The 12,910-nt window shown below is 60.0% G+C and carries 6 protein-coding genes and 1 pseudogene; 2 read left to right on the forward strand and 5 right to left on the reverse strand.

Annotated features, from left to right (window positions below):
- Nucleotides 1–221: 221 nt before the first annotated feature.
- Complete coding sequence (locus tag C1A35_RS25255; RefSeq protein WP_104667012.1) at nt 222–5,483, forward strand: fibronectin type III domain-containing protein; 5,262 nt, start codon at nt 222–224, stop codon at nt 5,481–5,483.
- Nucleotides 5,484–7,121: 1,638 nt separating this feature from the next.
- Here C1A35_RS25255 and C1A35_RS25265 read toward each other — a convergent pair.
- Together C1A35_RS25265 and C1A35_RS25270 are read right to left on the reverse strand one after the other, a co-directional pair.
- Nucleotides 7,122–7,340, reverse strand: coding sequence for a DUF1515 family protein (locus C1A35_RS25265; protein WP_337442004.1), 219 nt, complete (start codon nt 7,338–7,340; stop codon nt 7,122–7,124).
- Between the two features lie 413 nt (nt 7,341–7,753).
- Nucleotides 7,754–8,953, reverse strand: a complete 1,200-nt coding sequence (locus C1A35_RS25270) for an IS256 family transposase (protein WP_104667015.1) — start codon at nt 8,951–8,953, stop codon at nt 7,754–7,756.
- Between the two features lie 117 nt (nt 8,954–9,070).
- Between C1A35_RS25270 and C1A35_RS37360 the strand changes: the two genes are divergently transcribed.
- Nucleotides 9,071–9,343, forward strand: coding sequence for a helix-turn-helix domain-containing protein (locus C1A35_RS37360; protein ID WP_234823019.1), 273 nt, complete (start codon nt 9,071–9,073; stop codon nt 9,341–9,343).
- Nucleotides 9,344–9,688: 345 nt separating this feature from the next.
- Here C1A35_RS37360 and C1A35_RS25275 read toward each other — a convergent pair.
- The 3 genes and pseudogenes from C1A35_RS25275 to ppk2 all read right to left on the reverse strand — a co-directional run bounded on the left by C1A35_RS25275 (nt 9,689) and on the right by ppk2 (nt 12,868).
- A pseudogene (locus C1A35_RS25275) lies at nt 9,689–9,891 on the reverse strand (cold-shock protein).
- A gap of 886 nt (nt 9,892–10,777) precedes the next feature.
- Nucleotides 10,778–11,311 (reverse strand): CYTH domain-containing protein, encoded by a 534-nt coding sequence (locus C1A35_RS25280; protein WP_104667016.1) that lies wholly within the window; start codon nt 11,309–11,311, stop codon nt 10,778–10,780.
- Between the two features lie 681 nt (nt 11,312–11,992).
- Nucleotides 11,993–12,868, reverse strand: a complete 876-nt coding sequence (gene ppk2, locus C1A35_RS25290) for a polyphosphate kinase 2 (RefSeq protein ID WP_104667018.1) — start codon at nt 12,866–12,868, stop codon at nt 11,993–11,995.
- Between the last annotated feature and the right edge of the window lie 42 nt (nt 12,869–12,910).

Raw genomic sequence — 12,910 nt, forward strand, 5'->3', positions numbered from 1 at the left:
TTTTTGGGGGAAGCATCATGAAATCAATTCTCTGTCGCCTGCGCGCGGTCTGAACGACCGCCCTACCGAGGTCGGCTGTTGGCTGTTTCTTAGGAGGCTTCCAACCGGCAGACCGAACTTGCCCGTCCAGAATTCAAGCGCGTCCCATGACGATGTCATGGGGAGGGCTGCCCTCGTCCGTCGATTGATCCGGCAACAACGCCCCCTCGAGGCAAAATCGAATGTTCAACAGCCTGCCGTGTGCCACCGCTTTCGCCGATGCCGCCCTGCCGATGATGGTTTTCAGACTATTGCAGCTGTGTTTCCGCGCGCCACGGGCATTGCGGATGCTTGTCGTGGGTGTGGCTGTGATGTGCGGGTCGGCAGGCGGGGCGATGGCTGCTCCGTGCACGCCGAGCATTTCCTTTTCGAGCGTCGGTTTGATGGTCGCAAAAAACTTCAACTCCTGTGATGTCGTCTTTAACGACACTCCCCCGATCTGGGCCGGACCGTACAAAGTCCAAGGAACGCATACGGACTATCAGCCTCCGGTCGGGATTGTGGACGACGGTACGTTCCGCAACCCCAAGCCTGACGACCCGGTTGGTACAGCAATTGCAAGTTACGGCTTCACTTTCGACTCGTCCACCGGCACCGACACAATCAGGCTGCTCGAAATCCTAAACCCGGTCGCGACATCGGACACGATCGTGCTTTATAGTCACGACGCGGGCGGAGCACCGCACGACGGGAGCGTCGTGAGAGCCCCCCAGACCAACACAATCTCAGTCACTCTGCCGAACGCCTTCCCGACCATCAGCAGCGTCAGCCCCACAACCGGCTCGCCAACAGGCGGAACCTCGGTGACCATCACGGGGTCTGGATTTACTGGCGCCACATCCGTCAAGTTCGGCAGCGCCTCTGCGACAAGCTTCACCGTCGACAGCGCCACCCAGATCACGGCGGTCGCGCCGGCAGGAGCGGCTGGTCCCGCGGACATTGTGGTTACGACGGGCAGCGGGACGGTGACGCTTGCAAGCGGCTTCAACTATCTGGTTGTCCCGCCCGGCGCGCCGACGATTGGAACGGTAACGCCGCTCGATCCGGAAGCGGCCTATGTCTATTTCACGCCGCCGGCCGACACCGGCGGCGGGACGATCACCGAATACGTTGTAACGTCCAGCCCGCACGGCAAGACCGGTGTCGGCACGCAAAGCCCGATCGTGGTCCCCGGGCTGTGGAACGGGACATCTTACACCTTCACGGTGAGGGCAAAGAACGCGGCGGGGGCTGGTCCGGCGTCAGCGGCATCGCAGGCTGTCACGCCGAAAAGCTATCACTTTATCGCCTTCAATCCGGGGCCCCAGACTTTTGGCACGACGCCGATTCTGTCGGCGACGAACACTTCAGGAATGCCGGTGGTCTTCAGTTCGACGACACCGGACATATGCACGGTGACGTCGTATGGCGAGCTGACGTTCCATTCCGCGGGTACCTGCACGATCAACGCGGACGCAGAGGGCAATGAGGCCTATCATCCGGCGCAGGTCACGCGATCGTTCGCTGTCAATCCGGCCTTGCCCGGCGCGCCGACGATTGGAACGGTAACGCCGCTCGATCCGGAAGCGGCCTATGTCTATTTCACGCCGCCGGCCGACACCGGCGGCGGGACGATCACCGAATACGTTGTAACGTCCAGTCCACACGGCAAGACCGGTGTCGGCACGCAAAGCCCGATCGTGGTCCCCGGGCTGTGGAACGGGACATCTTACACCTTCACGGTGAGGGCAAAGAACGCGGCGGGGGCTGGTCCGGCGTCAGCGGCATCGCAGGCTGTCACGCCGAAAAGCTATCACTTTATCGCCTTCAATCCGGGGCCCCAGACTTTTGGCACGACGCCGATTCTGTCGGCGACGAACACTTCAGGAATGCCGGTGGTCTTCAGTTCGACGACACCGGACATATGCACGGTGACGTCGTATGGCGAGCTGACGTTCCATTCCGCGGGTACCTGCACGATCAACGCGGACGCAGAGGGCAATGAGGCCTATCATCCGGCGCAGGTCACGCGATCGTTCGCTGTCAATCCGGCCTTGCCCGGCGCGCCGACGATCGGCGCAGCGACGGCGGGTGATACGCAGGCCAACGTCAGCTTCATAGCGCCGGCCTACACCGGCGGCGCGCCGGTAACCTATATTGTAACGGCGAACCCAGGTGGGGCGACCGGAACCGGTGCATCAAGTCCCGTCACTGTCGCCGGACTGACAAATGGTGTCGCCTACACCTTTACCGTCACGGCGACCAACGCAGTTGGAACGGGCGGCGCATCGGCAGCGTCGAATTCGATCACGCCGGCGGCAGCCCAGACCATTACCTTCGTCAATCCCGGCGGGCAGGATTTTGGCACCATGCCGATCCTGACGGCGACGTCGGACTCAGGGCTGCTACCGACCTTCACGTCCAGCACGGAGGACGTCTGTACGATCACCAGCATCGGGCAATTGACCTTTGCCTCCGTGGGCACCTGCACGATCAATGCCAACCAGCAGGGCAACGCGGCCTATCTTCCAGCGGCAGAGGTTAGCCATTCCTTCGCGGTCCAGCCGGTGATACCCGGTGCTCCACTCATTGGAAGCGCGACGGCTGGTGACACGCAGGCCACGATCACGTTCACGCCACCCGCATCCGATGGCGGGTCAGCGGTCATCGACTACATCGTGACGGTCAATCCGGGCGGCGCAACCTTCACTGGTCCATCCAGTCCCATCACCGCCACCGCATTGACAAACGGTACGGCCTACACCTTCACCGTCGCCGCGACCACCGCGGCCGGGACGGGGGCGCCTTCCGCGGCGTCGAACGCGGTGACACCGGTGGCGGCGCAGTTCATCACCTTCGCAAATCCCGGCTCGCAGACGGTCGGAATTGTCTCGACATTGACCGCGACGACCAGTTCCGGCCTGACGCCCGTGTTCACCTCGAGTACGCCTGGCGTTTGCGCCATCACCGGGAGTGCGACGTTGACACCGGTTGCCGTTGGTACCTGCACGATCAGCGTCGACCAACCCGGCAACGCGGCCTATCTTGCCGCGCCGACCGTCACCCAGTCCTTTGCCATCAACCCGCCGCTTCCAACTGCCGGTAACGTCTCCGCAACGGTCGCAGCAAACTCGACGGCCAATCCGATCACGCTTTCGCTCTCCGGTGGCGCGGCCGACAGTGTTGCGGTCACAGCCGCTCCGTCGCATGGAACCGCGACCGCTTCCGGCACGGCAATCAGCTATGCGCCGGATCCCGGCTATTCCGGTGCGGACAGCTTCACCTATACGGCGACGAACGCGACCGGCACCTCGGCGCCGGCGACTGTTACCGTCACGGTCAGCGCGCCGACCTTTGCTTTCACGCCCGCCGCCGGCGCGCTCGGCGCGGGAACGGTCGGCAGCGCCTACAGCCAGTCGATCAGCGCGGCGAACGGAACAGCACCCTACCTTTACGCCATTTCGACCGGTGCTCTGCCTTCGGGTTTGCATTTTGACACGTCGTCCGGCGCGATCACGGGAGCCCCGACGACGGAAGGCACCTATGGTTTCACGATCGCGGCAACCGATGCGCACGGGGCCATCGGTGCGGCCAGCTATACACTCTCGATCGGCCGGCAGGTTCCTGCCGTCGGCAACGTCTCCACAACGGTCGCAGCAAACTCGACAGCCAATCTGGTCACGCTCTCGCTTTCCGGTGGCGTGGCCGACAGTGTCGCGGTCGCCGCCGCCCCGTCGCATGGGACAGCTACCGCTTCCGGCATGGCGATCAGCTATACGCCGGATCCTGACTATTCCGGTGTGGACAGCTTCACCTATACGGCGACGAACACGACCGGCGCTTCGGCGCCGGCAACAGTGAATATCACCGTCGTGGCGCCGAAGCTCATTTTCTCGCCATCGGGCGGCGATCTGCCTGACGCCATGGCCGGAGAAGCCTATTCGGCGATGGTGACCGCCAAGGGAGGCCAGGGTGGCATTCTCTACAGCCACACGCGCGGAGACCTGCCGAGGGGCATGGTACTGAACGTGTCCACGGGTGAGCTTACCGGCCCGCTGCCCGCTGACGCGGAAGTCAAAACCTACAGTTTTGCGATCGCAGCGCGCGATCCGACGGGCAATACCGGAGAGGCGAGTTATCGCCTGGCCGTCAAGGCGCGGGGTGTGACTGTGACAAACCGGTCCTACACGCTGCAGGAAGGTGAAGCTCCGCGGAACGTCTACCTGAACGCAGGCGCCACAGGCGGACCGTTCAACGGCGCCGGGATCGCCTTTGTCAGGCCTTCCAATGCCGGCAAGGCCGAGATCATTGAAGGCGAGCTTGCGGCAAGCGGGAGCTTCGTACCGGTCGGCTACTACCTGAAGTTCACACCCAATCCCGGCTTCTTCGGGACGGCGGTCGTCGGATACAGGCTGGAAAGCGCGCTTGGCGCATCCAATACCGGCACGATCAGCTACGCGATTGTGCACAATGGCGATAAGGTCGCAGCGGAGATCGACGGGCTGGTGCGAGACTTCGTGCGAACACGGCAGAATCTTCTGTCGGCAGCGATTGAGGTGCCGGGCCTGATCGAGCGTCGCAAGATGGGCCGAGCGGGCAGCGACCCGATCTCGACCAGTATGTCGCCCTCAGAAGACGGAATGACTCTCGGCTTTTCGACCAGTCTGGCCCAACTTCGTTCTGCCGATGAGGCAGGAGAGGGGGGCGATGGCGCGGCGGCAGTGTCGCCGTTCAATGCTTGGATCGACGGAACTGTGGCGGTGCACAAACGTGATGAGAATGGCGGACGCTGGGGTAGTTTCGGTCTCATCTCTGCCGGCGCCGACTATCTGCTGTCGGAGAAGGCGCTGGTCGGCCTGTCGTTCCACTTTGATCGCATAACCGATCCGACCGACGTCGCTGCCGAACTGACCGGTAACGGCTGGCTGGCGGGCCCCTATGCCTCTTTCGAGCTCGGCTCCGGTGTGTTCCTCGATACCAGCCTGCTTTACGGCGGTTCCTGGAACGACGTCGACACGAAGTATTTCGACGGCTCGTTCGAAACGCGCCGGGTCATGTGGGACACGAAGCTGCAGGGGCATTGGCAACTCGGGGACGCGACCGTGCTGACGCCTGCGCTGCGCGCCGTCTTCCTCAACGAAGAAGTCGACGACTACAGCGTTTCGAATGACGACGGTAGCAGAGTCGATCTGCAAGGGTTCACACAGGATCAATTGCGGTTCAGCATCGGGGCGGAACTGGAGCGGTCTTACCAACTCGATAACGGCATGATGCTGACCCCCCGCCTCGGCGGCACGGCCGGATTTGCAGCATTGGACAGCAGCGGCGCGTTCGGAACAGTCAGTGCCGGATTGAACCTCTCCAACAACCTCAACTGGGATTTCGACCTCTCGCTGCTTTATGGCATTGAGAGCAAGGGAGAGCAGACGATTGGAGCGAAGGCCGGTGTGCAGGTGCGTTTTTGATGCTTGGCGTGGCCGCGGTCGGTTAATGCAGCGCGCAGTGGAACGCGCCGCCGCTCGACAAGGCTATACATACGCTTCGTGACAGGTTTGACCTATCGTCGCTCGAAAGGTCCCTTTACTGGCATGGCGATCTAGATTGCAACTTACTCGTGGACTCCGGCGACCGGTCGCGACCAGGAAAACCAAGCTGGCAAGGAATCACTTTCTCGCCGGTTCATCACGGGGGCTCAGCGTTCATCCTCCTGGCACACGATAGGCACACCTATCTCGGCCCCGCAGTCGCCTTTCGGGGCCGCTTTTTTTGGGGGCACGGCCGGAACCAATCCCCGATAACAAGCGTTCCAACCTGAGCCGGCCTCGTTTCCCCCATCTGGGTCGGGCCCAGGCTTCACAAATATCCCCCAGTAAAGTCTCCTCGATAAGGGCCTCTGGCCTCGTCGCGCGAGAGCATTTTTTGCTCGTTTCGGACCTGATACTCCGGAGCGAAAAGGGAGGTTCTGATATAGACGACGATCTAATCTCACCGAACTCCGCGATGACGACCTTCTGATGCTCTATCTGGCCGCAGCCGCTCTCTCGCCCGCCGGTGCGTGATCGGAAGACCCTATCTGGCTGAAGATCGAGGAAGAGGCGCGCCGACGCGGGTGGACCGAAACAACCCTCCGGTAGAAACGCGCGGTCGCTGAATCCTTGAGGCTTGGATCGGCTTTGGGGAACCTTTCGCACGCGTCCGCGTTCGGAGTTTGCTGATGATCTAGGATCCCTCCGGATCAAGGTAGAGAGCCCCATTTCGGTGCCGTCGGAGGTGGGGCTCCTCTTGTGCTCGAATCACGGGCCCAACGCTTTTCATTGGAACTCCATGCGTCCGCCTGCGGTTAATAGCCTGCTCCGAGGTTCTACAGTTTGCCCTGTGGAGCGCATAGGAATTGCCCCCTAAAGCCCCAGCCAATTCTTTCTTGGTTCGCGTAGGCTGCCGTCTGCATGGAACCAGTCGCGGGAACAGCGGTTGACCATGCGAGCCCGAATTTTTCGTCTCTTCTCCATGGAGGGCCTGTAGTACCTCTGCATTGGCCCCGCCAATTTTTTGGGCAAGCGCCCCCGGACTTAAGTCTTACGCCCCTCCGCAAAGGTCCTAATCCGTTGTGAGATCTCACGTCCTCTGCCATTACTGGTTGAGTATCACCGGTTTAATGTGATCTCGACGATGACATCGAAAGAAATTCCGGATTTCGTGAATGAGTTGATCGCGGCTGGGTGCGACATCACAGCAGTTGGCCACGGGATGTACGTGATAGGCGAGGTGACGGGTTCCGCAAAAGAACATGTCCATCGGATAACAGAGAGATACGGGGATCGTGACCCACTCAGGCTGGAGATTATCGCCTACCTCTGGTCAGTCGGTCGATACATAGAGCTTGCGTCCGAGACTACACGACATTGATGACCGGATCGGTTTGCATCATAGCCATTCCGCCCTGGTGGAAGGTTTTTGCGAATCGTCCGGAACATTTCATGCCGCAGCGGGTTGGCTCGGTGTCGAAGATGAGTCATCTCGACGGGGATCACGCCGAGCCTCAATGGTTTCCTGCCGAGGCTCGGTCGCCCAAAAGCGGGCTCCGTTAAATCAGCCGGTAGCACTCACCCCTTCCCAGTGATCACGGGCACTATGCGCCTGATGGCCTCGGCGAAACTCACGCCGAGGGCCATAGCAGAGATGCCTGTGACTCCGAGCGCTCCGATGCCCATAAGTTTCCCGCGCTTGACTTCGTCGGTCACTGGCTTCATTTCCGCGACGTCTGCTCCGACGGCGACCGCCAGGAGGCGCGCGCCTCGCTTAGGCGAGGAACGTTGTTCTATTTATGGGATATTTCCTTTTGCTTCTGCAGGCATCGCCTGAGTAACGTTGAAGCGGCTGCTTGCCCCGCGCCATCCTCCGCACAAGCCTCAGCCGATTTCGCACCCCAAAATCATTCGAAATCACTCGTTTGAGGTATGGCGATCGTCCCGACGCGGCCAAGAAGGTGAAGGGGCCCTGTCCTCTCTGAGAGAATTCGGACACCCACAAAATGATTGAACCTTCGCAGGGGGCGGAGGCTCAATCGAGGTGCGATTCTCTTGAAATTGAGGAACTGCGCGGCAATAAAATCAGCACGAATCTCTTCTCTTGCGTGTGCTTTTCGCAACGCCGTGCAGTGCAAGCGATCGTGTCCACGTAGGTGGTGTAGCTGGCGGCTGATTGCCGTGCTTTCCGCCCCAGGTCGGAGCGATTATCAGCGGGCCACAGCGGGCAAGCTGATTTGGGGATCATCGCTCATTTGAGCCATGGTCTCAAGGGTCAGGTATCTGCCTCGCTGGACGGTCCACTCATCGTTCGCCTCCATGAGCAATGCGCCGACGAGACGGACGATGGCTTCATCGTTGGGAAAGATGCCGACGACCTCGGTGCGGCGTTTGATTTCGCCGTTGAGACGCTCAATCGGATTCGTCGAGTGCAACTTCGCCCGGTGCTCTTTCGGAAAGGTCATGTAGGCGAGCACATCGTCTTCAGCGTCATCCATGATCATGGCGAGCTTCGGCACTTTTGGTCTGATCTGGTCGGCGACGCTGCGCCATTGAGCGCTGGCCGCCTCCGGCGTCTCCTGGGCAAAGGCTGTAGCGATGAAGGCGGAAACAACTCGCCTCCCGCTCTTTCCGGCATGTGCCAGCACATTCCTCATGAAGTGAACGCGGCACCGCTGCCATGTGGCGTTGAGAACCTTGGAAACGGCAGCTTTGATGCCCTCATGCGCATCGGAGACAACCAGCTTCACCCCACGTAGACCTCGCCGTGTCAGCCGACGCAAAAACTCCGTCCAGATTGGCTCAGCTTCCGATGTGCCGACTTCCATACCCAGGACTTCGCGCCGACCGTCGCTGTTGACGCCGACCGCGATGATGACGGCGACTGAGACGATCCGGCCGCCACGGCGGACCTTGAGGTAGGTCGCGTCCACCCAAACATATGGCCATTCGCCTTCAATGGGGCGGTCAAGGAACGCCTTCACCTTGACGTCGATCTCCTCGCACAGCCGCGACACCTGGCTTTTGGAGATGCCGCTCATCCCCATGGCTTTGACCAGATCATCGACCGAGCGCGTCGATATTCCTTGGATATACAACTCCTGGATAACAGCCGTCAGAGCCTTCTCGGCCATGCGGCGCGGTTCGAGGAAGCTTGGAAAGTAGCTGCCCTTGCGCAGCTTCGGAATGCGAAGCTCGACCGTGCCAGCTCGCGTCTCCCAATCGCGGTCACGATAGCCGTTGCGCTGTGCAAGCCGCATCGGGTTCTTCTCCCCGAACCCTGCACCCGTAGCTGAGCTGACCTCCAGCTCCATCAGCCGTTCAGCGGCAAAGCCGATCATCTCGCGCAACAAATCGGCATCAGCGCTCTTCTCAACGAGCGAACGCACGTTCATCATGTCAGTGGTCATCAGTGATCTTTCCGTCAGGTTGTGTCTTGAACAACCCGACCCTAGCGGAAAACACTGATGGCCGCCCGCACAGCCCCTCACTCGCTACAGCGCGATTGGGGGCGCGCTCGCGAGCGGCTGTGCTACCGCCGAACTACACCACTCGGTGGGACACGATCGTGCAAGCTCGCTCGTATTGCATTGCGGTGGGGCGTTCGGCAGCTGGCTGAAGCGGCGCAGGTGTCAACGCAGACGATAAGTCGCTTAGAGAGGGGCGAACAACTGTGGGGAGGTACATTAAACGGCATAGCGCAGGTATTTGAGGCTGCGGGAATCGAGTTCATTTCGGACGATGATGGCGGCTTCGGGATAAAGATCAACAAGCCGAATTTACCGCCCTCCGCACGATAGCTATCGCGTCCGCAATGGTCGCTTGGATCAACATCGGCAACCGCCATGAAACATTGAGAACAGGTCGCGGCTGGCCATCTTGTACGCGCCTGGAGGCTTCCTATCTCAGTGGCCATCCTCGACATGGAGCCCCGAGATGGACCAGGTGGCAACGAACGCAGTTTCAGATCTCGAGATCGAAATCTTTCCGCCCACGCGCGACAAACGAGACGCGCAAGCGACGGCGGTTTGCATCTGTTGTCAAAAAAAGCGCCTGGCCTCACGAATGGATGCAGACGGTTGCGGCATATGCGAGGAGTGCCTCGCGCCGTGAGGCGGGATCGACTGCGATGGCGGGTTGTGCTCTTAGGCTCCCCTGACGTTTTCGGCCCTCGATTTTCCGGTCTTCGGTCTTGCCCGACGTCGTAGCTGTCCTTTTGACCATCGTGAAGCGGACCTGCGCCATTGACCGCGGACACGTGTACAAACACGTCGGTCCCGCCGTTCTACGGTGAGATGAAGCCGTAACCCTTGTCGTGATTGAAAAACTTAACCGTACCGATTGTCATCATCATCCTCGTTGGCTCTAGGGTTTCCGCAATGCTGCGGAGCCTATTCAACGCATTCAGCTCCTGCAATCACGCAAGTGGGTGAAGTTGCGGCGGGCTAGCACCGCAGTCGAGCTCCCTTCCTTTTCGGCTCAACCGGGATGCCCTCAGTCGCGCGCATCCCTTGATGTTGCGGCTGGAGCCGCAGGATTTGACATGAAGGGGAGGGGCCGGGAGGGCGCTGTCCCTTCGCCACTTCAAGCACCTGCCGCCCAGCTTCCTCCACTCCACTGCCGTTTCGACCCGTGCAGCCGGTTACCCGCGCAGGCGCATTAACCCCAATCCCCCGCTGGTCCGCCCGAGCTCGGGAAGCAGGAGCGAAAGGCTCCCGCTTCGCGAGGTTAAGGGAAAGGGCAAGGACATGGCCAAGGCAAACGCAACGGCTACTACCAGCAGCAGCGATATCTATGAACGCATCACCCAGCGCATCATCGAGCAGCTAGAGGCCGGTGAGCGAGTCTTGCGGGGGGCGGGAACGTGTCAGCTGAGGAAGCTTTTGGGATCCCTTAAGCAGCGACGTCGCCGATCAGTGAGCCAGCGGAATGTTCCATTCCTTCGCTTCCAGGAGCCATGTGCTGCTCGGCCCACCTTCTCTCTAAGCGCCCTGCCGGGCCGCTGTCGCACCTCCCTGGCACACAGCTTGCTTAATGCGTTGGAGCTACTGAGGCGGTCGTTGTCGGCAGCCCCACTGCACGGCAACGGGGGGAGTGGAGCGGGCCTTCCTGCAACAACCCGATGCCCTATACGCTGCCTGGGGGAATGCATAACGAGTCCCTATCTGTGTGTACATGTAGTTATCTTCGACAATCGTCGCGGGCCCCTTCATCAGGCTGTCTATGTGCACGTATTATTTGTTGCGCGTCTCGGCAAACAACCGGAGAGAACGACGTTGGTCGATTGTTGCAGCCACGCTCGTATCCTCTGGGTTGCCATGGGTTGCTGCCAGGACACGATTCGAGAAACGTGAGTTGCCGGTCACCTCGGGTCCGAGCCAATCGGGGAGCACTGGATTGTCGGCGTGGTCCAACAATTCAACTTCTGCAATAACGAGGCCGCGATGTCGGCCGGAATACACATCCACCTCCCAGGTGTGGCCTTGATGTTCCACTTCGAAGCGCGCTTTTTCGATGGCGCCTGGTGCGTACTGAAACATCTCCTTTGCGTCGGCGTAGGGGATGTCGTATTCGAACTCCTCGCGTCTGCCTTGACCGCTTCTAATTTTTACCGTCAACTTAGCTGTCTGGGCATCGATCGTCCTAACCCGCACGGTTCGGTTTTTCGTCGCCACAAGATAGGCTTGCCGTAAGACAGACCCTTCTGAAGCGTGCTCCCGCCAGCGATCGTCAAGCACGAGGAACTTTCGCTCAATTTCTGCGGTCATGGCTGCCTCATTGATGAAGGTGCCGTTACATTAGCTCCAGATTTTCGGAGCTTGCTTATCTCTACTTCAACGTTGCGCCTTCGTTGTCCGTCCGCATTGATCCCCGTCAAAAATGGTCTTGATCCGCAAGATAAGACGCCTGGTCGGCTGTCTGGTTGCGACACTGCAACCTAAAGGGACGGATGTGCCACGGCGGGCTGCCTAAAGGTGACGACGAGCACATTGTTTCTGCCTGTGTCGGAAAAGCATTTCGTTTTTAGCAGTGGCAGCGGTTGGTCGGGGGTGATTGTCGCAGGCGTCGCGCGGCTGATGTCGCGAAACATAGACATTTGTGCATGGGCGCTGAGCAAATCATTGAGGTCGACGGCTGGTGGTCTGTCGTGGCAGTCGTAGCACCTGGGCGGCCTCGTCTTTTGGGTGACAGATGGCGAAAATGGCGCTCCCAAAAGGACGATTGTTGGACATACGTCGAGTTTCGCGTCACGCAACTGTCTACGAAACTCGTGGTGTTCGAGAACTCGTTCGTCGAGGTCATTTAAACCTGGCTCGGCGCCCAGTCCAGAAAGAACCCAACATCGCCTTGGACGCCGACGGGGAGGTTGGCACCGTCACTGTGCGATACTATTGCCCCGCGGCTGCCCGGACTGAAGGCGGGTGCCTTACTCGGTGCGCTACGCTTGCTTATATGGCGTTTGGCACATATCGACGCAGATGTGGACTTTCGACATAGTGGTCGGGCCGCTTCTGACGTTTCCCCAATTCCGGTTCAACGAACTTCACTTTATCGTAGGGGATGACCGAAAGGATGTGCGAGATACAGTTGATGCGCGACCTCTTCTTGTCGTCGGATCGAACAATCCACCACGGGGCGTATTCCGTGTCAGTCATCCGGATCATCTCATCGTAGGCAATGCTGTAGTCCCACCAGCGTTGATAGGATTCGACGTCCATTGGACTGAGCTTCCATTGACGAAGCGGGTCGCCGATGCGCTGACGGAACCGCCGCTCTTGTTCGTCCTCGCTGACATCCAGGAAGTACTTGAGCAGTATGATCCCGCTCTCGACGATCGCAGCTTCGAAACGCGGAGCGAGCTCGAGAAAGCGCCGTGCCATCTCTTCACTGCAGAAGCCCATGACACGTTCGACCCCTGGGCGGTTGTACCAGGAACGATCGAATATGACGACTTCGCCAGCGGCAGGCAGGTGCGGTATGTAACGCTGCATGTAAATCTGGCTTTTCTCCCGATCGGTCGGCGCCGGCAGGGCAACGACGCGGAATACGCGTGGGCTGACGCGCTCGGTAATGCGTTTGATCACCCCTCCTTTTCCCGCCGCATCGCGCCCCTCGAAAATGATAACAACGCGTGCCTTTGACTTCTTCACCCAAGCCTGCAGATGTGCGATCTCCATCTGCAGCCGATGCAGCTCCTTTCCATAATCGGCAGCCGCTGCGGAGCCCCTTACTTCCCCGAAGGGCGCGGTTTCGAGCTTTTCGCGCACTGCCCGGCCGTCTTTCTTCGACCTGTCTTTGTTCTTTCCTTTGCCGTTCTTTGACATGGTTTCATTTCCTCCTTTAACGTGATCCTGTTGCTGAAACAG

The organism is Ensifer adhaerens, assembly GCF_002940685.1.
Taxonomy (GTDB): domain Bacteria; phylum Pseudomonadota; class Alphaproteobacteria; order Rhizobiales; family Rhizobiaceae; genus Ensifer; species Ensifer adhaerens_E.

Bases quoted from the DNA above. Each gene is read 5' to 3' on its own strand.
- C1A35_RS25255 (WP_104667012.1), top strand. From the start codon at position 222: ATGTTCAACAGCCTGCCGTGTGCCACCGCTTTCGCCGATGCCGCCCTG.
- C1A35_RS25270 (WP_104667015.1), bottom strand. From the start codon at position 8,953: ATGACCACTGACATGATGAACGTGCGTTCGCTCGTTGAGAAGAGCGCT.
- C1A35_RS25280 (WP_104667016.1), bottom strand. From the start codon at position 11,311: ATGACCGCAGAAATTGAGCGAAAGTTCCTCGTGCTTGACGATCGCTGG.
- ppk2 (WP_104667018.1), bottom strand. From the start codon at position 12,868: ATGTCAAAGAACGGCAAAGGAAAGAACAAAGACAGGTCGAAGAAAGAC.